Here is a 24,495-nt window from a genome sequence, read left to right as displayed (position 1 = left end):
GATCCAGGACAGGAGTGACGGGGTTGGAGAGCACCGCAAGGCACCGAACTTGGGCACGCCGGTTGGCGGATATGCCGGTGCGGCTGAAGGCGGCACTAATTGTGGTGCCGACGGCGCTGGCTGCGGTGGTCTCGACTGGATTTGGCCTCTGGTCTTCAGCCGATGAGGCCAGCCTCGATCCGTCAGAGGGTCTTGCTCCCTGCCTGACCGTTTCGGCTTGACCGTTTTGTCCACCCGGTTTGGGTGTGATATCGCCACGTGTCGCTGTGGAAGCGCGAGTTCTCCGGGCTCGGTCACGGTCTTTCTACTGGTAGGTACAGGGGTCCAGGGTCAGGTTGTCAGTGGTAGCAGGGTGAGGCGCTGCCAGCAGAGGGTGAACGCGTCGGCCCACGGCCAGGTCTCGGGGATGGACAGGACACGCCGGCGGGCGTGGGCGGCCAGTTTCGCGGGCAGGTGCAGCAGCCGGTAACGCAGTGTTGCGGGTTCGGCGTGGGCGAGGTCGTCCTGGTCGTGCAGGCCGAGCAACCGGGTCCAGGAAGTGATGTCCGCGGCGATGTTGGCGGCGAGGACCCAGCCGCGGTTGACGGTCCAGGCCTTCGACGGCAGGTTCCGCAGGCCCATGGCCTTGTTCGTGCGCACCTTGTCTTCCACTCCTGCGTGCGAACGATGCAAAGCGTCGATCCATTGCGGCTGGTGCGAGCCCGGCACCCCGGCGATCCGGCTGATGTTGGTGGCGACGATCGCGTACCGCCAGCCGGTCCGCTTCTCCAGCGCGGTGAGATTCTTCGCGTGCCGGGCCGACGGCTTCGTGCGCCGCACGAGCAGCCGTAGCCGGCCGTTCCAGTTCTCCAGGCGCTGGTTGAGGCCGGTCAGTTCCGCGACATGCGCGGTGTCGACGGCCGTGCCGTCCTGGGCGAGGCCGTCGGTCCACGCTTCAGCAGGCAGTTGCTCGATCGCGATCTCGTCGGCGTCGGTGATCGTCCAGCCGACGGTGAACTTCACGCTGCGCCACAGCCGGTTCATCGCCTCGATGTGCTCGAGCAGGTCGTGGGTGGCACCGGCCCCATCGACCCTGATCAGAATCTTGCGCCGGTAGGCGACCGGCAACTGAGCGATCGCCTCACCGAGAACCCGGATGTGATCGGCGACCGTATTCGAGCCGGCACTGCCGGGCCGCAGCAGCATGGCCAGGCATTCCGCGGTGTTCGCACACCACGCACCGAGCGGATGGAACCCGAAACCCTTCTTGAACGTGGCCGCCGCACCCTGCTTCGGTGAGTGAGCGGTGATCAGGGTGGCGTCCAGATCGATGACCACCCACCCGGACAGCAGCTTGCCCGCCACCGTCAGCCACGGGAACCCTTGCGGGCGGCGGGCGAGCAGGGCCCATACGTGAGCGCGGACCTTCGCCCGCGCTTTGCCGATCCGTTTCAGCGCGGTCTCGTCGAGACCGGCCAACGCTCGCCGGACGGTTGGCTCCGACGGCCGATCACCGAAGACCAATCCCTGATGGGCGAGGACCGCGATGTCGGACATGCTCGTGGCGCCGAGCACGATCGCGACCGCGAGTGAGACCAGGACCGTGCCGCGATCCCACCACCCAGGGCCCTTGCCGCGCGGTAGCACCTTGTTCAAACCGCTGGTCAGACCGGTCCGATCTGCGCATTTGCGCAGCAGGACCGCACCCGCGTGACCGACCAGACCCTTCCCGCCCGCGCCGACGACCAGCCGCTGATCCCACCCGCTACCCTTACTCACCAGAAAGGTGCACCCGCTTCTGCTGTGGACATGGACTCGACACCCAAATCCTTGCAGGTCAGGAGCACCTTTCGTTTATCGCCCTCGATCAGTCAAATCGCCTCTGACTCGGGGAGGCCAGTACTGCCCAGCGCGCGGGGAACGTGTTCGGCGTGAGTGCGGCTGCTGGGGAGGTAACGCAGCGCTTGCAGGCTGAGCGGACTGCTGCGCTGGGGCTGCTGCTACCGGGCTCGCGGGTGACGCCCGCCGACTTCGAGCGGGCCGTGCAGGAAACGGGGCACGCGGTGTCGCGGTTCCGTGAGCTGCGGATGCGCATCAGTCGGCTCCCGGAGAGTGTGCGTGCGGTGCTGACTCGGGTGGACAGCGGCTTAGTTGACGTCAGCGCGCAGCGGCAGCGAGTGCGTGGGGACAGTCCGGTGGCGATGTCGGCGGTGGCGTTCAGCTATCGGGGCGTCATTGCCGACTTGGATGACCTGCTGCCTACGGCGGCGCAGAGTGGCGTCACGCCGGAGTTGGCGGATGAGATGCGGGCGTCGGCGGCGTTGTCGCGGGCTCGTGAGTCGGTGGGTCAGCAGCAGGTGGCGGTGTTGCAGGCGGTGGCGGCGCGGCGGCTGACGCCGGCGTTGCATGCCGAGATCGTGGCTGCGCGGTCTGCGCAGGATGAGGCGTTACGCGAGTTCGATGGCCTGGCGCGGCCGTCGTGGCGGGCGCGGTTGGGCCGCACGTTGACCGGTGAGGACGTGTTGGCGGCGGTGCGGCTGGACGGGGTGGTGTCCGGCACTGGGGTGTATGAGCCGGTGCGGTTGCCGGGTGGTGCGCAGCAGTGGGCTCGGGTGATGACCAGCCGGGCCGATCTGCTGGCGCAGGTGCAGAGGTCTGTTGATGCCGATATCTCGGCTGCTGCTCGTGGCCTGTGGTTGGTGCAGGTGCGGTCGGCGGTGGTCCAGGCCGTGGTGTTGGTGGTGATGGTGCTGGTTGCCGTGGTGACGGCGGTGCGGGTGGCGCGGTCGTTGGTCGCGCAGTTGTCGTCGTTGGAGCAGGGCGCGCGGCGGGTGACGGAGGTGGAGTTGCCCGCGTTGGTGCAGCGGTTGCGGGCGACGTCGGATCCGGCGGTGGCGCGGCAGGTGGCCGAGGGCGCTGGTGGGGTGGCGGTGCCGGTCGTCGGCCGTGACGAGGTGGGTCAGGTCGCGGGAGCGTTCAACCAGGTGTTGAAGGCCGCTGTGGATGCGGTGGCAGGTCAGGCGCGGAGTCGTGCCGTGGTCAGCGCGATGATCACGTCGGTGGGGCGGCGGGTGCAGACGTTGACCGATCAACTGTTGGGCAGCATCGATCTGCTGGAGCGTGACGAGGAGGACCCGGACCGGTTGGCGCGGGTGTTCACCGCGGATCAGCAGGCGACCCGGTTGCGCAGGTATGGGGGGAACCTGCTGATCGTGGCCGGTGGGGGTCCTGGGCAGTCGCAGCGGGAGCCGGTGGTGCTGGCTGATCTGGTCAACGCGGCGTTGTCGGAGACTGAGGGGTTCGCCCGGATCAGGGTGGGGCGGCTGGTCGAGGTGGAGATCGACGCTCGTGCGGTGGATGCGGTCAAGTCGATCCTGGCGGAGTTGTTGGACAACGCCACTCGGTTCTCCGCCGGTGAGGTGCAGGTGTTCGGGGTGTGGGCCGGACACGATGTGCAGATCCTCGTCGTCGATACCGGCCTGGGGTTGCTGCCGGAGCAGTTCGCGCGGGCCAACGCGTTGTTGGCGAGTCCGGAGGTGGAGGTCGCGGTCACCGACCAGATGGGGTTGGTGGTGGTCTCCCGCCTGGCGCGCGAGTTCGGGGTGCGGGCACGGCTGAACGCGACCCGACCCACTGGTGTGACCGCTGAGGTCGTGGTGCCGGCGATGTATGTGACGCGGGTGCGGGTGCGGGAGATCGTGGTGCCGGGCCAGGCTCCCCGTCCGGCCGGACCTGATCCGGTATCGGCGCCGCCGGCTGTCTCGTCGATGCCTCGGACCGGCACGGGTTGGGCGGGCCCGAGCGCACCAGCGCCGGTGGTGCCGCCGCGGGCGCGGCCGGTGCCGTCCGACGCGACGATGGAACTGCCGGCGGTGCCTCGTCAGCGCGGGCCTCTGCCGCTGCCGCCAGGGGCGGCGGAGCCGGGTGAGCCGCCGATGTTCCGGCAGCTCTCGGCTCAGTCGCCGTGGTTGTGGCCGGTTCGCGGCGACGGCACTGGTGACGGCGGGTTCCACACCGGTGCGGACGCGGGGTGGCAGGCGGCGGCGTCGGCCGCCGACCCGTCCACCGATGGGCGGACCGCGTCGGGTCTTCCTCGGCGACGTCCGCAGGCGCATGTGGTGCCGGGCGGGTCACCGACGCCCCGCCCGTCTGCTGGGGCTGCTCCACCGATAGATCCGGCGGCGATTCGGGCTCAGGTCGCCGGCACGATGCGCGGCCTGAAAGCCGCGTTGACTCCTCCCCTTTCGACAGGAGAACGCTGATGAGCGTCATCACCTCTACCGCGAATGCCCGCAATCCCCAGCTGTCGGTCGTGTTGGATGGCATGGCCCGGCAGATGCCCGACGTGGCGCACGTCGTGGCGGTGTCCGGTGACGGTCTGCTGCTGGCCAGCACCGCCGCGTTGGACGGCGACCGGGGTGATCAGCTCGCGGCGATCGTGTCTGGTCTGGTCAGCTTGGCGCGCGGCACCGCCGATCTGTTGGAGACCGGTGGCGTGCAGTTCCAGATGCTGATGATGCACGACGGCATCTTGGTGGTGCAGCAGGTGTCGGACGGGTCGTCGCTGGCGGCCTTGGCCCGCGCCGACTGCGATCCGGCCGCTGTGGCCTACGAGCTGGCGGCGTTGGCGGCGCGTATCGGTGAGGCGGTCAAGCCAGGCCCCCGCACGGCCGGCTGACCGCGTGCCCACCGATGTCGACCATGGAATCAGAGCCTCGCATGCCTGGCCGGCGCCCCTCGCTGGCCAAGGTACTGGTGGCCGGAGGACCGGGCGTGGGCAAGACCTGCTTCCTGCGGGCTGCCTGCCACGGCCAGGCGGTGCTGGCGGGTCGGCCGGGAAGCGTGTGGGAGATCGGCTTCGCCACGCTGCCCGGCGGTGTCACCGTCGCGCTGCGGACCACCCCGGACCAGCGGCGTTGGTGGTGGATGTGGGACCACCTCACGACCGGGGCGCGCGGGGCGGTGGTGCTGGTCGACACCAGCCGGTTGGCCATGTCGTACCCGGTCCTGGACTACCTCGACGCGTGTCGTCTGCCGTACCTGGTGGCGATCAACCGGCCGCTCGGCGGTGCCCGTAACCGCCACGAGATCCGCGACGCCCTGCGGGTCACCGCGCAGGTCCCGGTGCTGACCTGCGACGCCACAGAACCCGAATCCGTGCTGGCCGTGCTGCGTCACCTCGTCACGCCCGAGCCCACCGATCACCCGCCGCAACACCGACCTCTCTCCCTTCCTGGTCACCGTTCGAAAGGACTCCCCATCCCGTGATTCCTCCACTACCCGCCCGCCGGTCCCGATGGCGGCTGACCATCGCCGCTGCTGTGGCCGTCGTGCTGCTCGCCGTCTCCGGATGTTCCGGGTCCAGCCTCGGCGACCCGGACAGCGGCGGCGACGAGATCCGCATCGGTCTGATCGTGCCGAAGTCCGGCCCCTACAAGGCCATCGGCGACGACCAGGCCGCCGGCTGGCGCCTGGCCCTGGACAAGCTCGGCGGCCGGTTCGGGGGCCGTCCCGTGCGCGTGATCGAGGCCGACGAGGGCGACGGCAAGGCCACCGCCCTGGCCTCGGCGCGCAAGCTGATCGAGCAGGACAAGGTCCTCGCCCTGGTCGGCGGGGCGACCGCCGACACGGTCCAGACCCTCTACCCACTGCTCAACGAAGCGCGAGTGCCGCTGATCGGTATCGGCGGCCGGCCCTCCACCGTCGACGACCCCACCTACCTGTGGTCGACGTCGTGGCTGAGTCAGGAGACCGGCGCCTCGATCGCCCACTACCTGCACGAGAAGGTGCGCGACGGTCGGGTGTGGGTGATCGGCCCGGACTACATCGGCGGCCACGACCAGATCAACGGGTTCGTCGACGCGTTCCGCAAAGCCGGCGGCCAGCTCGCCAACCCCGACGGGAAACCGACCTGGACGCCGTGGGCGCCGGCCCCGACCACCGAGTTCTCCCCGTACCTCACGCAGATCAAGGGTTCCAGCGCGGCGGCGGTGTACACCTTCTACGCCGGCGCCAGCGCGGTCGAGTTCGTCAAGCAGTACCGCCAGTACGGCGTCACCATCCCGCTGTACGCCTCCGGGTTCCTCACCGAAGGCGCGCCGCTGGCGGCGTTGGGGGAGCAGGCCAAGGGCATCTACACCGCCCTGAACTACTCCACCACCCTCGACAACGCGGCCAACCGGGACTTCGTACGCCGCTACACGGCGGCCAACGACGGGAAACTACCGAACATCTACCACGTGTGCGCCTGGGACGCCGCCCTCGTACTGGACAAGGCCATCGCCGAAGCGATCACCCAACCCGACGCCGCATCTGCGGCCACGCCGCCGGCTGCCGAGGGCAACCCGCAGGCGAGCAGCACAGCACCGTCACCGGACGCCCCGAGCGGTGTCGCGGGTGAACTGACGTCGCAGTCGTTGACGGCGGCCCTGTCGCGGGTCGGAGCCATCGACTCGCCACGCGGGAGCTGGCAGTTCGGGCCGGCGAACCACACCCCCGTGCAGGCGTACTACCTGCGCGAGGTCGCCCAGGACGGGCAGGTGTGGGTCAACCGCACCGTGCAGACCCTCACCACCCTCGGCTCCTGAACGGAGATCCATCATGACCACGACCACCGCCGACGGGCAGACCGCCGGATACATGTTCGACAACGCCACCGACGAAGCCGCCCACCAGTTACGCCATCTGGGTGAGGTCCTCGACCCGGGCACCCGCCGGACCCTGTTCGAGCTGGGCATCGGACCGGGCTGGAAGGTCACCGACATCGGCGCCGGGGCGGGCACGCTGACCGCCTGGCTGGCCGACCAGGTCGCCCCGAGCGGACACGTCACCGCCGTGGACCTCGACCCCCGCCACATCACCGCCGGCTCGACCGTGACCGTGCGGGCCGGTGACATTCGGCAGATGAAGGTGGAGGGGGCGCAGCAGGCGATCGTGGCTCGTCTGGTGTTGATGCACCTGCCCGAACGCGACCAGGTTCTCACTCAGCTGATGGCGGCGTTGGCGCCGGGTGGGGTGTTGGTGGTGGCGGACTGGGACTGCACCTGGCGCGACATGATCCGCGCCAGCCCCAGCCCTCGCGCTACCGCCCTGATCGAACGCTTCCAGGACGCCCTGCTGGCCTTCGGTGAGTCGCGGGGCGCGGACATGGGCTGGGCGAAGCGGGCGCCGGAGGCGATGCGGCGCGCCGGTCTGGTCGACGTGGACAGCCGTATCGAGTCCCGGTTGTGGCGCGGCGGCACCGGTATCTGCCTGCTGCACCGCTCCAACTCGATCCAACGCGAGCCGCAACTCCTCGCCGCCGGCATGAGCCGTGAGGATCTGGCCGAGTTGCGGAAGGTGCTGATGGACCCGGAGCTGATGCTGTCGGGCTACCTGATGCACACCACCACCGGCCGCCGCCCCACCACCGCCTGACCAATCCCCGAGACGAAGAAGGGAGGGTGTCGTGGGCTGGGACAGGCTCGTCAATCCCTACACGATCACCGCGCTGGACGGCGTCGCATACGGGTTGCTGCTGTTCGTCATCGCCGCCGGGCTGACGTTGATCTTCGGCGTGGCCGGGGTGTTCTCCATGGCCCACGGCACCCTCTACCTCGCCGGCGCCTACCTCGCCTGGCACCTCGCCGACGACGCCTGGACCGGCCTCGCCCTCGCCCTCGGCGTCGCTCTGGCGGTGGGCGTCCTCGGGGGAGCGGGACTTGCCGCAGCCGTACGCCCCCTCACCGACCGGCCACTCGATCAGGTGCTGGCGACGCTCGGTATCGCCTACATCGCCGCCGACCAATTCAGCCTGGTGTTCGGCGCCGAGCCGCGCATGGTCGACCCGCCCCGGGCGGTCGCCGGGTCGGTCGGCCTGGGCGACTACCAGTACCCGGTCTACCGGCTGGGCTTCATCGCCGTCGGCCTCGCGATGGTGGTGGGGATGTTCTGGCTCGTCGAGCGGTCCCGCACCGGCGCGGTCCTCCGCGCGGTGGTCGCCGACCCGGGCATGGCCGCCGCCACCGGCCTACGCACCGGCATCGTCCGGACCGGCGTGATGGTCGGCGGGGGAGTCCTCGCGGTCACCGCCGGGGTCCTCGGGGCCCCGGTCATCGGCCCGGCACCAGGGGTGGACACCACGATCTTGGTGTACTCGCTGATCGTCTGCGTCGTCGGTGGACTCGGCAGCATCCGCGGCGCGCTGCTCGCCGCACTCGGCGTCGGACAGGCCCTCACCCTCGGCGTCGCCCTCGTCCCTGGCGCTGCCGCGTTCCTGCTCGCTGCCGCCATGCTCGCCGCGCTCACCATCCGGCAGCGCACCGCACTCCCGGGACGGCCCGCATGACCAGCACCCTCACCCCCACACCCGTCCCCACGGGAACCCCGACCCGTCGCCCAGGTCTCCTGCCGTCCTGGAGCCTGCCCACCGCCGGGGCGGTGGGTCTGGCGGCGGCGGTGGCGTTGCCGTGGCTGGTCAACGCCTACCTCGTCTCGCTTGCCGCCACCGCACTGGTCATGGCCGTCCTCGCGATGAGCGCCCAACTCCTGGCCGGCCTCGCCGGGCTCGCGCCGCTGGGCCAGGCCGCCTACCTGGTCGTCGGCGCCTACACCGCAGCCAACGTCGCCACACTGACCAGCCTCGGCCCGGTCCAGTTGCTCGCGGCTGCCGCCGCCGGGGCAGTCGCGGCAGCCATGACCGGCGTCCTGGCGGTGCGGGCACGGGGGACCACGTTCCTCATGGTCACCTTCGGTCTGGGTGAGCTCATCCACGCCGCCGCGAACCAGTGGGCGCCGGGCGGCAGCGAAGGTGTCCACGCCCCGCCCGTCGTGGCCATGCCCGGCCTACCGGCGATGGTGCGGCCCGGCTGGGTGTATCTCTACGTGTTGGCCTGCACCCTGCTCATCGGCGCGGCCGTCGCCGTTGTCGTCCGGACCCGCTTCGCCCTGCTGCTGCGCGGCATCGCCGCCCACGAACCCCGGGTGCAGGCAGCCGGGCAGCACACCGGTCGGCTGCTGCTCGCCGCGTACACGATCGCCGGGGGGATCGCCGGGGCGGCCGGAGCCCTGGCCATCGCGGTCACCCGGTACGTCTCGCCCGCCGACGCGGCCATGGGCGTCTCCGCCCTCGCCCTCGCCGCCGCGCTCATCGGAACCGGCAGCATGACCGGCGCCTGCGCCGCAGCGATCCTCCTGGTCGCGGCCCGGGACTGGGTCGGCGGACTGCTCGGCGGCCACGGACCCACCCTGCTCGGCCTGGCCTTCCTCCTGCTGGCCTACCTGCCCCGGCACCGCCTCACCGGCCTCACCACCCGATTCCCGAGGAGGCGGACATGACCAGCGCGCTCCTCCGCCTGGAGACCGTCAGCCGCTCCTACGGCGCCCGACGGGCCGTCGACGACGTCAGCGTCGACCTGGATCCCGGGGCCCGACACGCGGTCATCGGCCCCAACGGCGCCGGTAAGTCCACGCTGCTGCACCTCATCGCCGGCACCCTGCGCCCCACCTCCGGCCGCGTCCACTACGCCGGACACGACATCGGACGCTGGCCGGCGCACCGCCGCGCCCGGGCCGGGATCGCCCGCACCTGGCAACACCCGGCGCTGGCCCGCCCGCTCACCGCCCTACAGAATGTGCTGCTCGCGGTGCCCGGCCAGCGCCTGGCCGGCCTACGCACCGATTCTCGCGCAATGGCCGCCGCGTACGAGGCGTTGGCCCAGGTCGGCCTCACCGCGCACGCCGATCGGCCCGCCGGCCAGCTCGCCTACGGCGATCAACGCCGCCTGGAGATCGCCGTCGCGCTCGCCGCCCGGCCCCGGCTGCTCCTGCTCGACGAACCCTCCGCCGGCCTTTCCACGAGCGAGATCACCGACCTCACCGCACTGATCCGTACCCTCCCGGCTGACATCACGGTGCTGCTGGTCGACCACAACCTCGACTTCGTCGCCGCCACCTGCGACACCATCACCGTCCTGCACCACGGCCAGCACATCACCACCGGCACCCCCACAGCGATCCGCGAACACCCCGACGTGCGCCGTGCCTACCTCGGCGCCGACGCTCCCACCAGCCCCGCACCCGCCAGCTCGACCACCACGGCCGCCGTGACGGGGACGCCGGTCCTGCGCGTGCGCAACCTGAGCGCCGGCTACACCGGCGCGCCGGTGCTCACCGACATCACCCTCGACGCGCCGGCCGGACGGGTGACCGCGGTCGTCGGCCGCAACGGCGCCGGCAAAACCACCCTGATCAACACCATCGCCGGCCTGCACCCCGCCGAGCCTGGCACTGACATCGTCCTACACGGGCAGAACCTGACCGGCTGCGACACCCGCCGCCGCGCCCGCGCCGGCCTCGGCATGGTCCCCCAAGGCCGCCGTCTGTTCGCCGGACTCACCGTCGACGAGCACCTCGCACTGCCCCGACCGCACCCCACCCGCACCAGGGCCGTCGACGCCCGGCAGGTACTCGACCTGTTCCCCGCCCTGGCCGAGCGACGCCATCACCGGCCCCACCAGCTCTCCGGCGGCGAGCAGCAGATGCTCGCCCTGGCCCGCGCACTACTCGCGGCCCCCGACGTGCTGCTGCTCGACGAGCCGTCCGAGGGACTTGCCCCCGCCGTCGTCGGGCAGCTCGCCGCGATCATCACCGGCCTCGCCGCCGACGGTACCGCCGTTCTGCTCGCCGAGCAGAACCTCGCCCTGGCCTGCCAGGTCGCCCATGACATCGCCGTCCTGGACCGTGCTCGCGTCGTCCGCCACGTCATCACGGCCGACATCCGCGAGTACCCCACCGACCTACACGACCTGCTCACCGTCCCGACCGCCACACCGACACCGTCATGACTTACTTCGAAGATCATCACCGGCTCGGCGAGGTCACCCCCGAGCCTCGCCACCGTCCGCCCGGCGCGACGGCCCGGCCGCGCCCGGTGGACACCGCCACCCGCACCGCACACCGCGCCGCGGGTGGCGGCGGGTGGTTGGCGACGCTGACCCGAACACCGTCGCCAACCACCCCACCCACCACCGCCCACCCGCCGGTGACGCCGTGACCGACGACGACACCAGCCTGTGGCTACTTACCGACCTGGCCCGCTGCACTACCTGCTGGCAACTCCTCCAGCCCCACACCTGCGCACGCCGACGCTTCTACGTCTGCTTCTGTTTCACCCTCTACGACGCGCAGCACCTGGAGGCCCTTGTCGTCGGGCACGCCGCCGCGTACGACCGTCGCACCGCCACCGAACGGCCCTTCATCACCTACCACCGGTGGCACCAGTCGACCCGGGCCGACCTGCGTCAGCACCTGCTCCGCATGGTCGACCACGCCCTCGTCCACACACCTCACCACCTGGAGCTGCGCTGGCGGCCCCCGGTACCCGCCGCCGCGGTCTACCAGCCATGACCGGAACAACCACCACCACCGCCCCGCCGCAGCGACAAGCCGACCGCCCCGCTACGACCACTGCCCGCACCTGATGCCGCCGGCATCACCCATCGCAGGAGGAACTCCATGACAACCACGCTGCCGACCCATTCCAGCCCGCCGCAACAACTGCTCATCCCATGCATCGACACAGTCCTGGACCGCCTCGACATCACAACCAACCAACGGGTGCTGGAGATCGGCGCCGGTGCCGGCGAGATCACCGCCCGCCTCGCCGAGCTCGTCGGCCGCTACGGGTCCGTCACCGCCGTCGACGCCGAAACCAGCCGCCTCACCGGCACCCCCGTCGTCGACGTCCAGCGACGCGACCCGAACCGTGACCTCCTGCCCGGCCAGGCCGCCAGATACGACCACATCATCGCCCGCTGGCCCCACGGCACCCTGCACGACCCCGCAGACGTCATCGAGCAGATGATCGTCCGCCTATGCCCGGGCGGCTGGCTCGTCCTCGCCGACATCACCCCCACCCCGCCCCGGATCCACCGGACCCCCGACGACGAGGCCGGCACCCTGATCCACGCCGTCATGCAGCAGGTCCACCACGCCCTCACCGGCCCGCACGGCGCGACCTGGACCGCCGACCCTGGCGCTCTGCTGATGAGCCACGGCCTCGCGGAGCATTGCATCCACACCGGCACCGAAACCTGGACCGGCGCCGGCCCCGGATGCCGACTGCTCGCCGACATCGTCACCCACCTGCGCCCCCACCTGGACATCACGGACGCGGACGCGGACCGATTCGCCCACCTCATGACCGACCCCCGCGTACTACTGGGCCGCTACGAATCCCGGGTCATCCACGCCCGCGAGCGCACCTGAAGGGCACGACCCACCATGACCCACCTGATCCTCCCGGCCCGCCGCCTGCTCACCGCGCTACTCGGCGGCAGCCTCGTCCTGCTCACCGCATGCCTGAACAACGGCACCGCACCCTCAGGACCGGACACCACCCCGCCAGCGTCACCGCAGCCGGCCACCTTCCCACCCACGGCCGCCACCACCGCCGGTCTCACCGCCCAGCAACGCCTGGACCTGCTCGCCACCACCATCAGCGCGACACCCGACGACACCACCACCGAGCTGCCCTACACCTACCTGCACCTGCAAATGTGGGCCCGCGCGACGAACAGGATCGTCCGCAGCGACGTCCGACGGTGGCGGCACGCGGACGGATCCGGCCGTGAGGTCACCCGTCGGGCACCGGACCTGGCGGGTGTGGAGCACCAACCACGACCCGATGAGCGATCCCTGTTCGACCACGCCACCCCGACCACACACCGACACCCGCCCCAAGGCATGCACCCGTATCTCCCCGAGCCGGTCCCGGCCGACCCAGCACGGTTGGCCAGGCTGCTGGTGCCAGCCGAGCTCGCCGGCGAGCCCGCCTACCCGAGACTGCTCGCCGGTGGTGTCATCGGCCTGGCCACCAGCCAACACCTCAACCACGCCCAGCGGGCCACGGCACTACGCGTGCTCGCGCGGATCCCCGGCATCACCTACGGCGGCCCAACGACCGACCTCGCCGGCCGCACCGGCCTGGCGTTTCGTGTCACCGCCGAGGGATCTACCACCGTGCTGGTCATCGACCCGAGCACGGGGGAGTTGCTCGCCGCGCACGAACGCATCAGCGGCATCAAGCCGGGCCTGTTCTCGCACGTGCTCATCCTGACGCGAGGCCACACCACCGACACCGCCACACCACCCGCCGCCAGGTGACGGGTGAAGACCTGACCAGCCGCCGCACCTGGACCCGAGCAGCAGGCGACGGCTGGTCTCCCGGCCTGCGGCAGCGGACCGCCCCCGTTGCGCTGCCGCCGGCCACCCACACCAGCACGCCGTCTCGCGGCGGACCGACGACAGCGAAGGAGAACGAGGTGGGGTACCGGATCAGGGCCGCCAGATGGACGGAAAGGGCTGATGCCGCAGAGGTGATCGCCGAGGCGTTGCATCCCAGCCCGCTCGCCGAGTGGCTGGTGCCCGACGACGCGCGGCGGGCCCGCGTCCTGGCCGCAGTCGCCGCGATATGGGTAGAGCACGCCATGTTCTACGGCGAGGTCCACCTCGTCGACGATTGGAGCGCCGCCAGCGTCTGCTTACGCCGGTACGGGCCGCTGCCGCCCCCGGCCGACTACGCCGCGCGTCTCGCCGAGGCCGCCGGCCCGCACACCGACCGCTTCGCGGCGGTGCACGATCTGCTCGCTGCCGCTCAGCCCGACGAGGCACACCACCACCTCGCCTACCTCGCCGTACGCCCACCGTTCCAAGGAACCGGCCGAGGCCAGGCACTGATGGCGCAGGTACACAGCCGCATCGATCACCTCACCATGCCCTGCTGGACCGTCACGCTCGCGGCCGGGCAGCGCCTGCTCACCCGCAACGGCTACCAGCCCGCAAACGCGATCACACCCGCCGACGGACTCACCCTGCACCAGATGCACCGCCCTGCGCACCGTGACACCACGACGACCGGTGCCTGGCCGGTCCGGGCTCCGACGGCAGACCATCAGCCAGGCCGCGCCGTGGAGAGGCCATGAGGCGGTTGCCGACACCATGCGCGTCCTCGCTGCCGGACAGTTCCTCGGCTCCGCGCGCCCACCGCGTCGCTGTCAGCACCGTGCTGCGCAGGCAGCAGTCAAAGGCCGCGACCGCTCGGGTATCGGAGTACGGAGAACGGAGCCGATGACGCATCGCCGAACACGTGCCGGGCGGCGCGCACTGTGGTGCCTCATCCGGCCCTGAGATAGCCCGCGCTCCGCTTCGGTACTATGACAGACGTCGATCACTGGTGATCGCTGGTCACCTGAATGTCACTCGCTGTGGATCATTGTGGTGTTGGATGAGCTTCAATGGGCGGATTCGGTGATCGGTTGGTTGATCGCCATGCACTGGTCCTGCCCCCGCGGCGGTGGTGCACACCGAGTTCATCCGGCAGCACCCCATCCCGTCGGATGTGACCGAGGAAGAGAGACACGTGTTGGAGACGATGGAGGGCGGCGGACGATGTGAGGATCGCGCCATCGCCACGTTGGGGTGGGTGCACCAGCGTGAGGCCTTCGGTGACATCCCGCCGTCCTGGCAGGAACACGACCTCGACCCACTGCAGATCATCCGCCTCGCAGGGCCGGCCGTGATCGGCGCCCAGGTCGCCCAACACCAACGCCGGTTCGCGTGGGCCACCGACGACTGGCAGATCCGCACACCGCGAGCAGCCGCGATGTTCGCCCTCCAGGCCGCGATCGGACTCCGCATCGGCGCGTCACGGGGCACCAAGAAGATCCCCTACACGTCAGGCGACGAGATCCTCGTCGACGCCCGCGACCGCACCGCACTGCAAGGCGTGGACGCCGCCGACCGCGATGTCGTCATGATCTGGGGCACCGTCCACGTCCGTGGCATCGACACCGGCCTGCGGACCCGCGGCTTCACTCCCGCCGCCGGCCCCGAGTGGCGCACCGTCGCCGTCCTGCCCACCATCGGCACCGCACTGTGGCGTCTCATCCGCCGCTCTGCGCCCTGACCGGCCGTCCTACCGGGGCCCCGCCGGGTAGATCACACCAGAGCGTGCGGCACCCAGGCTCGCTGGAGGCATCGCCAGCCCGGCCGCCAGATCCCGAGAGCTGCCCGCCTGCCACCGCCAGCAGATGCCGTACGCGCAGCCTGGTTCCGGTCGGTTCTCGAGGAGCTCGTAGATGACCGAACCGGTGTGGAGGTCATCGACGGGTCGGCACTCGACACGTGCCACTTCCTGGCGGGCTGCACCAGCCTTGGAACGCTTCCAGACGACCTGCCAGGCCTCGACCGGTGCGTCGTCGAGGTCGAACCGGACCCGTACCGACAGCCGGCCGACAGGGCGATCCTCGCCGCTCTCGCGGTAGTACGGCTTCATCGGCGCGTAGACGTCCTCGAAGACGTGCATGATGCCGACATCGAGCTGTCGGCCCCGTCCGATCGGCCCATGTAGGTATAGCCATCGGTGAACCCGCCCGTCCTCTTCCGCGAGGGCAGGATCGAATAATCGATGCTCCGGGAACAACGACGTCACCTGCTTCACCGTGCGGCTTTGTCCGCTCCAGTGTGAACGGATTCCGACTAGTCGGAGGTTGTGCCGGACGGCACGGATACGTTGTCGACGGCTGTACGTGTATCGGTGGTAGTCCCGGCCACACTCACCCTTGACCCGGTTGACGATGAGAAGCCCGTTGAGCTCTTCAATAACGAAGTCTGTGGGCGTGTGGACGTACCTGACGTAGATGACGACCGTGACGCTGGCGACGGCCGCTGGGACAGCCACGATCGCGGTTGTCGCGACATGGTCCGAGATCAGCCAGGTGGCCGCGACGCCATGCAGGGCTACAAGGGCGGTGACGCTGAGAACGGCGAGTTGAAGCAGGTCAGAGCTGCGTCCTGCGAGACGAGCCGGTGCGCTATCGAGCAGTCTCCGTAGCCACATGATTCTTCCCCCGGTTCGCAGCATCCATCCGTGACGGTCCGCGATGCTGAGAATCCTGGACATGTGGCGCCGGAGGCCAGAATGACCGGAGGTCACTCAGTACTCACTCAGTGAGATGTGCCGCGATGATTGCTTTCATGTAGTCCACCGGTGGGAGTACGGATTCAGGTGGACCGCAAGATTCGGTGACACCCTCGCGGTGGCCGTGACGCCGGGCCGTGCCGAGCTGCCCGACGGGGCGGCACGCGCCCCGCAAGCTCGGGGTGGTGGTGTTCGCCGTCTGTAGCCGGTTGCTCACCGTGCTGGACCAGCGATCCAACCTCGCTTCAGCGGGAGGCTTGTACGACTGGACTGTGACATGAGTCACTTAACGATTGTTCCGTTACCGGCATCTAGGTAGACCACCTCCGATGCTTCCGGGGGTCTGGCCAGCCACTTTGGTACCACACTCGGTGGATGGCCCTCAAGGTGCGTAGGCTGATGTCTATTTGCTTCCTTGCCTCCTGCAACTTGCATGCGCCCGAATCGATGCGTTTTGAGGGCATTGCGAAAGCGACAAGAAAGACATAGCGGGCTAAGCAAAACGCACAGATTCTGTGCGACTGCCGTCTTCGGGTAGGAGAAGCGCGGACGTCTGTTTCGCCCCACCGTCGTTACCTGACAAGAACGAGCGGAACAGCTCGGTGGGGCAGGGGCGGCACAAACCGTTGCAGCGGGTGCCGCCCCCTGACCTGCAACCAACTGGAGAAAGTGCAGGTTCAATGAGGCTAACGAACAGGAAGGGAGGACGGACTCCCCCGAAAGGGGGCGCCGCTCTCACCCTTCCGAATCAGCCTGGGCGTCGGCGTGTGCAGCCGTCTAGGTCGTGTGTCATAAGTGCCGTTCGAGGCGCCGGAGCCAGTTGTCGATCATGCTGATGGTGGCGGTGGCTTCGTAGCGCACTGCGAGTTTGTCGTAGCGGGTGGCCACGGCACGGTGCTGTTTGAGCAGGCTGATGCCGCACTCCACGGCGTGACGCTGCCGGTATGCGCTGGGGTCGAAGGCGGGTGGCCGGCCACCCGCCGAGCCCTTCTTACGGCGGTTCGCGGCCTGGTCGGCCTTGACCGGGATGACACAGCCGATACCACGGCGCCGCAGGTAGCCGCGGTTGGCCTTGCTGCTGTACGCCTTGTCCGCCAGGACCCGCTGCGGCCGACACCGGGGCCGGCCGACACCGAGACGAGGCACCCGGATGCGGTCCAGCACAGTGGTGAACTGCGGGCTGTCGCCGCGCTGCCCACCGGTGATGACGAACGCCAGCACCATGCGGCCCTGCTCGCAGGCCAGGTGCAGCTTGGTCGTCAGACCGCCCCGGGACCGGCCCAGCGCGTGATCCGCCGGCTCGGCGGCGCTGCTGCCGCCCGGCGGCTCGACCTGCGTGTGACTGCCCCGGCGGGCGCCGGCGGCGTGCTGATGCGCCCGCACGATCGTGGAGTCCACACTCACGTCCCAGGAGATCAACCCGAGCGCGTCGGCCCTACCCTGCAACCCGGCCAGGATCCCCGCCCACACCCCCGCCCGCTGCCAGCGCCGGTACAGCCCGTACACCGTCCGCCAGTGCCCATAGCAGTCCGGCACGTCCCGCCACGGCGCACCCGTACGGACCCGCCACCTGATCCCGTCAATGAGCTGCCGCTTGCTCCACTTCGGCGGCCGACCCGGCTTCTTCCGCCCGGGCAGCAACGGCTCCAGCACCGCCCACTGCGCGTCGGTCAGGTCGTGCCGCCTCGTCACCGCTACGCTGGCCACGAGGTCTCCGTGCAGATGGTTGTCTTGGTCGATAACCCATCTACCGGAGACCTCACCGCATATCGATCACCGACACACCCAGCCGATCACCTCACAGCAGGGCCACGGGCACTTATGACACACGGCCTAGCGGCCGGGCCCACCCCGAAGTCCGAAAGCACCTGGCCGCCAGACCTTCCAGGCGCCAAGAGCCCGGCCGGGTGACGTCCGCGACGAGGGCACCTGTCTCGGCCCGCGACCGCATCGCATTCCTGTCCGCCTGCGTGGCGGGCACAGCTGTACTCGCCTGCGTCGCCTTGGCCCTGAACGGCGCTGCCGACATGGCGTTCACGGCCGTGGCCGGCATCGGCGCAGCGGCCGCCACCGCCGTGGGCGTCTACTTCGGGCGCCGATGATGACCGCCGTGCCGGACGGGTCCATCGACTCGTCCGGCACGGCCCACCACGAACTCCCACTGCGGCACCAGATCGATGCATACACGCCATGGCAAGGCGCTGCACCGTCGACTCTCGTACACGACGGGTGCTCCCGCCGACCGCGGGGTGGTCATGCGGCGGTGCGGTGTCCGCCCCCTGCCTCGGGGTCGCCGCCGCGGTGGCGGCGGCGGGGGATGAGTTTGGTGGTGGCTTCGGCGGTGGTGTGTTTGAGTTCCTGGAGGACGCTGGTGTAGGTGTCGGCGGTCAGTTTGTAGCTGGCGTGTCCGAGGGTGTCTTGGATTTCCTTGATGCCGGCTCCGGCGGCGAGCATGAGGGTGGCGGCGGTGTGTCGCAGGTCGTGGAACCGGATGGGTGGGAGTCCGGCGTTGCTGACGTGCCGGTCGAAGCGGGTGGTGATCAGTTCGGGGTGCCATGGGCGTCCGTCGCGGCGGACGAAGAAGACGTCGCTGTGATGCCACCGGTCTCCGGCGGAGAGTTTCCAGGCGGCGCGCCGGGTGAGGTACTCGCGTAGCCCCGCCACCGTCTCCTTGGCCAGCGGCACCACCCGGTCACCCGCGGCGGACTTCACCGTCTTCTCGATGACTTTGTAGCCGACGCTGGTGCGTTGGTCGACGATGGTCAACTCGTTGGCGGTCAGGTCGATGTCGTAGTCGTGGAGTCCGGCGAGTTCACCGCGGCGGGGTCCGCGGTGCACGGCGAGGTCGAACAGGGCGGACAGTTCGGGGTCGTGGGCGTCGACGTGGTCGAGGAACTCGCCGACCTGCTGTGGGGTCCACACCATGACGGGGCTGGGACGTCGGCCGGTGTGCCGCCACCGGTTGACGGCGGAGGTGGTCCAGAGTCTGGGCTTGGGTGGGGCGCCGGAGCGCAGGATCACCGACTCCGCCGGGTTGTGGTCGACGAGTCTGTGCCGGTAGAGGCGGCGGGCGTCGTTGAGTGCCTTGCGGAGGGTGGCCAGGATGCGGTGCATGCTCGCTGGTCCGACCGTCCGTACCCCTTTGACGCTGTCACGTACGGACTGCTGGGTGCTTTGGCGGGCGGTGAGGATCTCGGCGTTGCGGGCCTCGATGCCAGCGAACACCGACTGGATGTGCCCGGCCGTGAGGGTGTGCAGCGGTACGTCGCCGAGCTTGGGGATCCAGTACTTGTTGAGGTGATCGCGGTAGCTGCGCAGGGTGGCCGGTGCGAGGCCGGTGACGTCGGTGATCCAGGTGGTGAGGTAGACGCCGAGGGTCAACGGGGTACCGGCGGTGGGTGCGCCCGTGCCGCCGCTTGCTGGGGTGGTGTGGAGGTCGCGGGAGAGGGTGTCGCGGTCGGGTAGCGGTTCGCCGTGCCGGAGGCGGTGCAGTAGGTCGGCGACGTGGCGGCGCAGGAGGTTGTCGGTGCCGCCGAGGTCGAGCAGCGCCTGCGCGTGGTCGCGTTCGGTGGCGGCGGCGTCGCGGGTGTCGAACCCGGCCCGCCGTAACTGCCGTCGGGCTCCGGTGGTGTCGGGTGGGAGTTCGAGTTGGTACGCCCACATGCCGTGGTGGGGGTTCCATCCGTTGCCGCGGCGCAGCTTGGGGCACTTCACGCCGAGGCGTTTGCCGTTGTGGCGGCAGCCGCAGCGTTTGGTGATGGATCCATCGGCCATCGGAACAAGGTCTCCTTCGTGCCGATGCCGAGCGGGCATCGGATTGTCGGGTGTCGTTGGATGGTGATCAACGCTCGGTCGTGGGGAGCGGGTCAAGTCACCTGCGGTGGGCGGTCGAGCTTGGTGGCGGTGAGGACGGCGATGATGGCCGGCACGGACACCCGGTAGCGGGAGCCGATCTTCATGACCGGTATCGGCAGCCTGTTGGACCGGGCCAGCTCGTAGGCGCTGGACCGCGACAGACCGAAGATGGCGCCTGCGGTGGCGACGTCGGTGGTCGTGCCGAGCGCGCGGACCTTGTCGAGGCTCCACGCGCCACTGCCCGACGTCGATGTAGTCGATGAAGAGGTCGAGGGTCGGTCGGATGACATGACTACTCCTTGAATGGCAGTGAAAGTCGGTCGGGGATCTGGCGCGCCCAGAACGGGGCCAGCCCCGAGGATCAGTCGGTATGCCGGAATCGAGGTCGGCGGCGCCAGCCGTGCGCCGCCCGCGGATGCGGCGGAAGGCTGCTGAACGCGGGATCTGGAGTCCACGGAGATGCGCCGGCTGCTGGCGGAGCACGGGCTGGAGATCACCGCGGGCAGATGTCGGCGCTGTGGACGACCACGCCGACGTCGATCCGCTTAGACGACCTCGACGTGCTCTGCGCCGTGCTGAACTGCACCCCGGCGGAGCTGCTGCTGTACGAGCCGCAGCAGGTGAAGGCCCGCCGTGACGAGCTCAAACGGGCCGCCAACGCCGACATCGCGCCGACCGGCAGTCAGGTCGTACCGCGGCTGGGCCGTCATCGATCCCTGCCGCCGGCACGACGGCGCCGCCCAGCGTCCACGCTGCGCGCCTGACCCGTTGCACCGTCTGCTGGCAGCCGCCGGTGGCCATGCGCAGAACGGGACGGTTTGCCCGGCGCCGGACGCCCAGCCGTAGGCACACCTGCCGGATCGGGTCTTGGCTGCGGGACTGCTCGTCGATGTCGATCTTTCGACCAGATGTGACACAATCGACCAGTCCGGTCGACGGAGGGTGAGCTTGATGTCTGACGTTGAGTTGATCCTAAGTGCGTTGATGGTCGGCGCGGCAGCCGGCACGACGGCCGGAGTGACCTCGGCCGCACAATCCGTGGTCGTGGACGCCTACACCGGATTGCGGGAACTGCTACGCCGGGCATTTGTCCGGGAAGGTCGGTCGGATGCGGTGCTGGAGGCGGTCGAGGCGGAGCCCGGCGCCTGGCAGAGCGACGTCAGCGAGGCCCTCACCATCGCCCGCGCCGGTGAGGACCCTCGGGTCCTCGCCGCTGCACAGGCGCTCCTGGCCGCAGCCGATCCGGCCGGGTGGCAGGCGGGCAAATACCGGATAGGAACATCGACGATCAGCGGCGGGCATGTCGGGGACACCATCAATCAGGTCACCAACAACTTGGGAGCGACGGGCGAGTTCCACGCCCAGGTCAGCTTCGGCTCCACTTCGATCCCCCCAGCCCAGCCGGGTATGGCGTAGGGTCACCCACCCCCGGCGCACCGACCGAACTGGCCCAGCGTTCCACGAACGTCAACTTCGGCGCACAGGGAACCTTCCGCGGCCCCGTCACCGTCCATCACCACCAGCACGCAGCGGAGTCTGGACCAGCTCCGGTTCAGGTGGTGCACGGCCTGCCCCCAGGCATTGCCACGTTCACCGGCCGCGGCGAGCAAATCCGGGAAATCACCGATTCCATCACCCCCCCTCACCGGCGGCGTGGTGGCCATCCACGCGGTCGACGGCATGCCCGGGGTCGGTAAGACCGCGCTGGCCCGCCACGTCGCGCACCTGGTGGCTGACAGATTCCCGGACGGGCAACTGTTCGTCGACCTGCACGCCCACAGCCCGGACAGGGCCCCGTCCGAGCCGGGCGACGTCCTCGCCGGGCTGCTGGCCGCCACCGGCTTGACCGCCGAACACATCCCCGAAGGCACGTCGGCCCGCGCGGACCGGTGGCGCGACCGGATGGCAGGAAAGCGGCTGCTACTCGTCCTGGACAACGCCGCCACCGGCGAACAGGTCGCCCCGCTGCTACCCGGCTCAGCGGGCTGTCTCGTCCTGATCACCAGCCGCCGCCGGCTGGCCAGGCTGCGCCGCGACTACGGGGCCACAATTCTGCCCCTCGAAGTCCTGCCCGAATCCGAGGCTGTCGCCTTGTTCACCCGCGTCCACCCCCACCGGCTCGATGCTGCCGGGCAGGCCGCAGTGGTCCGCCTGGTTCGCCTTTGCGGCTACCTGCCGCTGGCCATCACTGTCCTCGCCTCCGGTATCGGCACCGATGGGCAGACCAGCGGGATCACCGATGTCCTGGCCGACCTGGAAGTCACTCAGGACCGTCTCGCCAGCATCGACGAGTACCGCGACAGCCTGGAACTCGGAGTTGCCGCCGTGTTCGACCTGTCTTACCAGCGGCTGACCGCAGAACAGCAACGTGTTCTACGGCTGCTGAGCCTCACCCCGGGCACCGATATCGACCTTTACGCTGCAGCCGCCCTCACCGATCTGCCGGTCACCGCAGTCCAGAGGCATCTGCGGGACCTGTACACCCATCACCTAGCCGAGCAACCCGCTCACCACCGTTACCGGCTCCATGATCTGATCAACCTCTACGCCCGCGCCCACACCATCACCGACGAAGCCGACGCGGCCGCCGGCCGGCTGCTGGACTTCTACCAGCACACTGCCGCCATCGCCGCGACGCGAATCCGTCGCCGGGGCACGACGCCCCACCACACCACCACTCCTGCATGCACTAGCCCCGTACCAGACCTACCCGACCAAGCTCAAGCCACCGCATGGCTCCGCGCCGAACGCGCTAACCTGGCCGCCTGCGTCGCCTACACCCGCCGGCACAGCCAACACGCCCGCACCGTCGACCTGGCCGCCAGCTTCGCCGCTTTCCTCCGCCAAGACGGTCCATGGACCGACGGCATAGCCCTCCAGACCGACATCCTGACCATCGTCAAGGGGTTCGGTGATCGCAACGGAGAGGCCTGGACCCTCAGCGAGCTGGGCAACCTGCGGGTGGCGACCGGTGACTACCCACAGGCCACCGTCCTGCTGGAGCGTGCGCTGACCATCCATCTGGACATTGGTGACCGCCACGGCGAGGCGTACACCGTCACCGAGCTGGGCTGCCTTCGTCGGTTGACTGGTGACTATCTGCAGGCCGCTGCCCTGTTGGAGCGTGCACTTGCCGTCTTCCGGGGCTTCCGTGACCGCAACGGAGAGTCCTGGGTCCTCTGCGAGCTGGCCAATCTGCGGCGGCTCACTGGTGACTACCCGCAGGCCACCGCCCTGCAGGAGCAGTCGCTGGCCATTCGCCTGGATATCGCTGACCGCCACGGCGAGGCCTGGACCCTCGCCGAGCTGGGCAGAATTTGGCGGCTGGCTGGTGACTACCTCCAGGCCGCTGCCCTGTTGGAGCGTGCACTTGCCGTCTTCCGGGGCTTCCGTGACCGCAACGGAGAGTCCTGGGTCCTCTGCGAGCTGGCCAATCTGCGGCGGCTCACTGGTGACTACCCGCAGGCCACCGCGCTGCTGGAGAAGGCGCTGACTACTGCCCGGGATCTCGGCGACCGCCAGACTGAGTCCGAGGTGCTCAACTATCAGGGAGACCTGTTGCGGAGCTCGGGCAATTCTGAGCCAGCGCGAGCATGTCACGTCCAAGCACTTCGACTGGCCCGTGAGGCAGGAAGTCCCCTCGACGAGGCGCGGGCGTTGGCGGGCATCGGTCGATGTGCGGTCGCCACCAGTGTCATCAACGGCATCGCCGACATGAGACGGGCTCTAGAGATCTTCCGGCGTCTCGGCGCGGCCGAGGCCGCCGAGCTGGCGGCTGAAATCGACGCGATCAGCTGATTTCTTCGCCTAGCCCAGCACGTCGGTCGCAGCGCGCAGGCTGTTCACCAAGCGTTGCTGGCCTTGTCTGACCAGACCTCTGGCGGCGACATCGCCGTTGTAGACGAAGGGCGCCCTGAAAATGCGGTCAACACACCCGGGGCACCCTTCAGCGCGCCATCACGAAGCTCAGCACCCGGCGGAGCAGGAAGTGCCGTGCGGCCCAAGGCACGCTGCGCCCCTTCGCAGGGTCCCGGAACGGCGCCTCGATGTAGAGTCAGCGACTGCTGACGCCACTTCAGTTCATGGCTCTCAGCACTTCGGAAATCGCGAACTCACGACCTTTCTGGTGTAGGTGACCAGGCGCCGGTAGCCCCGCGCTCGGGCGGCCCGCCACGTCGCCGCGTACAGCAGTGAGTTCGCGTTGCGGGTGCCGTCGGTGGCGACCCTGGTCACTTCGACCCGGGTGTGTGCTGCGGCTACGAGCGGTAGTGGCCCCCGTCGCCAGGTCTCGCAGTGTGCTGTTCCCGTAGCTGCTGGAGGCTGACGCCGTCCTCTGTGCGGAAGGCTGGCCAGCCGGCGGCGGGATAGCCGACGATCGCCCTGGTGGCGCTGTCCGGCGTGGGGCAAATACGGCCTTGCGCGGTGATGAGGTTGCCGTGGACATCGACAGTGACGGTGTGCTGCTCACCGATGCGTGGCCGGTTCCAGATCAGACGCTGACCGGGTTGCAATATTCCGGCGCGTACGAGCGCGCCGAGCGGTGGCTTCGAATTCCAGGCCCGTCGGTGCCCACCCGGCATGAGCCTCGGTCCCTCCTGATTCAGGTTCAAGACACCGCGTAGGACATCGTTGAAGGTGTCCCCCGTGCGGCCCAGTTCACGCAGCGTCGCATGGACCTGATTGTCGATGTCTATCTGGTGCAC

At 69.5% G+C, this 24,495-nt stretch carries 22 protein-coding genes and 2 pseudogenes; 17 read left to right on the top strand and 7 right to left on the bottom strand.

Annotation, left to right across the window (positions count from 1 at the left end; all coding sequences use genetic code 11):
* Positions 1 to 330: 330 nt before the first annotated feature.
* Positions 331 to 1,758: an IS1380 family transposase gene (locus ID554_RS12975; RefSeq protein WP_199489339.1), complete on the bottom strand. Its 1,428-nt coding sequence runs from the start codon at positions 1,756 to 1,758 to the stop codon at positions 331 to 333.
* A gap of 107 nt (positions 1,759 to 1,865) precedes the next feature.
* Between ID554_RS12975 and ID554_RS12970 the strand changes: the two are divergent.
* The 13 genes and pseudogenes from ID554_RS12970 to ID554_RS12910 all read left to right on the top strand — a co-directional run.
* Positions 1,866 to 4,241: pseudogene (locus tag ID554_RS12970) on the top strand (nitrate- and nitrite sensing domain-containing protein); the annotation flags it as partial.
* Positions 4,241 to 4,657, top strand: a complete 417-nt coding sequence (locus ID554_RS12965; protein ID WP_117231169.1) for a roadblock/LC7 domain-containing protein — start codon at positions 4,241 to 4,243, stop codon at positions 4,655 to 4,657. The pseudogene ID554_RS12970 and the gene ID554_RS12965, both read left to right, overlap by 1 nt.
* Before the next feature lie 41 nt (positions 4,658 to 4,698).
* Positions 4,699 to 5,247: a GTP-binding protein gene (locus tag ID554_RS12960; protein WP_223884576.1), complete on the top strand. Its 549-nt coding sequence runs from the start codon at positions 4,699 to 4,701 to the stop codon at positions 5,245 to 5,247.
* Positions 5,244 to 6,566, top strand: coding sequence for an ABC transporter substrate-binding protein (locus ID554_RS12955; RefSeq protein WP_117231168.1), 1,323 nt, complete (start codon positions 5,244 to 5,246; stop codon positions 6,564 to 6,566). Before ID554_RS12960 ends, ID554_RS12955 begins: the two co-directional genes overlap by 4 nt.
* Before the next feature lie 13 nt (positions 6,567 to 6,579).
* The gene (locus tag ID554_RS12950) at positions 6,580 to 7,395 is read left to right on the top strand and encodes a class I SAM-dependent methyltransferase (protein WP_117231167.1); all 816 of its coding nucleotides are present in this window, start codon (positions 6,580 to 6,582) and stop codon (positions 7,393 to 7,395) included.
* A gap of 31 nt (positions 7,396 to 7,426) precedes the next feature.
* Positions 7,427 to 8,305, top strand: a complete 879-nt coding sequence (locus ID554_RS12945) for a branched-chain amino acid ABC transporter permease (protein WP_117231166.1) — start codon at positions 7,427 to 7,429, stop codon at positions 8,303 to 8,305.
* Positions 8,302 to 9,294, top strand: coding sequence for a branched-chain amino acid ABC transporter permease (locus ID554_RS12940; RefSeq protein ID WP_117231165.1), 993 nt, complete (start codon positions 8,302 to 8,304; stop codon positions 9,292 to 9,294). The genes ID554_RS12945 and ID554_RS12940 overlap by 4 nt, the downstream gene beginning before the upstream one ends.
* Complete coding sequence (locus ID554_RS12935) at positions 9,291 to 10,802, top strand: ATP-binding cassette domain-containing protein (RefSeq protein WP_117231164.1); 1,512 nt, start codon at positions 9,291 to 9,293, stop codon at positions 10,800 to 10,802. The genes ID554_RS12940 and ID554_RS12935 overlap by 4 nt, the downstream gene beginning before the upstream one ends.
* Positions 10,803 to 10,935: 133 nt before the next feature.
* Positions 10,936 to 11,364, top strand: coding sequence for a hypothetical protein (locus ID554_RS12930; protein WP_117231163.1), 429 nt, complete (start codon positions 10,936 to 10,938; stop codon positions 11,362 to 11,364).
* Positions 11,365 to 11,472: 108 nt separating this feature from the next.
* Positions 11,473 to 12,225 (top strand): class I SAM-dependent methyltransferase, encoded by a 753-nt coding sequence (locus ID554_RS12925; RefSeq protein WP_117231162.1) that lies wholly within the window; start codon positions 11,473 to 11,475, stop codon positions 12,223 to 12,225.
* A gap of 15 nt (positions 12,226 to 12,240) precedes the next feature.
* The gene (locus tag ID554_RS32435; RefSeq protein WP_263407337.1) at positions 12,241 to 13,122 is read left to right on the top strand and encodes a hypothetical protein; all 882 of its coding nucleotides are present in this window, start codon (positions 12,241 to 12,243) and stop codon (positions 13,120 to 13,122) included.
* Entirely contained in the window at positions 13,119 to 13,940 is an 822-nt protein-coding gene (locus ID554_RS12915) for a GNAT family N-acetyltransferase (RefSeq protein WP_147333620.1), read from the top strand. Before ID554_RS32435 ends, ID554_RS12915 begins: the two co-directional genes overlap by 4 nt.
* Positions 13,941 to 14,440: 500 nt before the next feature.
* Positions 14,441 to 14,923 carry a hypothetical protein gene (locus ID554_RS12910; RefSeq protein ID WP_147333619.1) on the top strand — a complete coding sequence of 161 codons (483 nt, stop codon included), beginning with the start codon at positions 14,441 to 14,443 and terminating at the stop codon, positions 14,921 to 14,923.
* A gap of 9 nt (positions 14,924 to 14,932) precedes the next feature.
* Here the strand turns inward: ID554_RS12910 and ID554_RS12905 are convergent, their stop codons facing one another.
* A complete protein-coding gene (locus tag ID554_RS12905) occupies positions 14,933 to 15,856 on the bottom strand; it encodes a hypothetical protein (protein ID WP_147333618.1) in 924 nt (307 codons plus the stop codon).
* Positions 15,857 to 16,726: 870 nt separating this feature from the next.
* Positions 16,727 to 17,644, bottom strand: a complete 918-nt coding sequence (locus ID554_RS12900) for an IS5 family transposase (protein WP_113974896.1) — start codon at positions 17,642 to 17,644, stop codon at positions 16,727 to 16,729.
* 263 nt (positions 17,645 to 17,907) lie between these two features.
* Here ID554_RS12900 and ID554_RS32430 point away from each other — a divergent pair, with 263 nt between their 5' ends.
* On the top strand, positions 17,908 to 18,039 hold the full coding sequence (locus tag ID554_RS32430; RefSeq protein WP_263407336.1) for a hypothetical protein: 132 nt from the start codon (positions 17,908 to 17,910) through the stop codon (positions 18,037 to 18,039).
* A gap of 151 nt (positions 18,040 to 18,190) precedes the next feature.
* Here ID554_RS32430 and ID554_RS12895 read toward each other — a convergent pair whose 3' ends face one another.
* A complete protein-coding gene (locus ID554_RS12895) occupies positions 18,191 to 19,711 on the bottom strand; it encodes a tyrosine-type recombinase/integrase (protein ID WP_117231139.1) in 1,521 nt (506 codons plus the stop codon).
* A 92-nt stretch (positions 19,712 to 19,803) separates the two neighbouring features.
* Positions 19,804 to 20,082: a helix-turn-helix domain-containing protein gene (locus tag ID554_RS12890; RefSeq protein WP_117231140.1), complete on the bottom strand. Its 279-nt coding sequence runs from the start codon at positions 20,080 to 20,082 to the stop codon at positions 19,804 to 19,806.
* Positions 20,083 to 20,162: 80 nt separating this feature from the next.
* On the opposite strand from ID554_RS12890, the pseudogene ID554_RS32425 reads away from it, so the two are divergent.
* The 3 genes and pseudogenes from ID554_RS32425 (at position 20,163) to ID554_RS12875 (ending at position 23,590) form a co-directional block, all read left to right on the top strand.
* Positions 20,163 to 20,556: pseudogene (locus ID554_RS32425) on the top strand (helix-turn-helix domain-containing protein).
* Between the two features lie 280 nt (positions 20,557 to 20,836).
* Complete coding sequence (locus ID554_RS12880) at positions 20,837 to 21,208, top strand: hypothetical protein (protein WP_147333613.1); 372 nt, start codon at positions 20,837 to 20,839, stop codon at positions 21,206 to 21,208.
* 240 nt (positions 21,209 to 21,448) lie between these two features.
* Positions 21,449 to 23,590, top strand: coding sequence for an ATP-binding protein (locus tag ID554_RS12875; RefSeq protein WP_147333614.1), 2,142 nt, complete (start codon positions 21,449 to 21,451; stop codon positions 23,588 to 23,590).
* 291 nt (positions 23,591 to 23,881) lie between these two features.
* On the opposite strand, the gene ID554_RS33055 is transcribed toward ID554_RS12875, so the two are convergent.
* Both ID554_RS33055 and ID554_RS12870 read right to left on the bottom strand, forming a co-directional pair.
* A complete protein-coding gene (locus tag ID554_RS33055) occupies positions 23,882 to 24,145 on the bottom strand; it encodes an XF1762 family protein (protein ID WP_325051155.1) in 264 nt (87 codons plus the stop codon).
* On the bottom strand, positions 24,049 to 24,495 hold the full coding sequence (locus tag ID554_RS12870) for a restriction system modified-DNA reader domain-containing protein (protein ID WP_158573874.1): 447 nt from the start codon (positions 24,493 to 24,495) through the stop codon (positions 24,049 to 24,051). Before ID554_RS12870 ends, ID554_RS33055 begins: the two co-directional genes overlap by 97 nt.

The sequence above is a fragment of the Micromonospora craniellae genome, from assembly GCF_014764405.1.
In the GTDB taxonomy this organism is placed as follows: domain Bacteria; phylum Actinomycetota; class Actinomycetes; order Mycobacteriales; family Micromonosporaceae; genus Micromonospora; species Micromonospora craniellae.
This window is presented reverse-complemented; position numbering and strand designations above follow the sequence as displayed.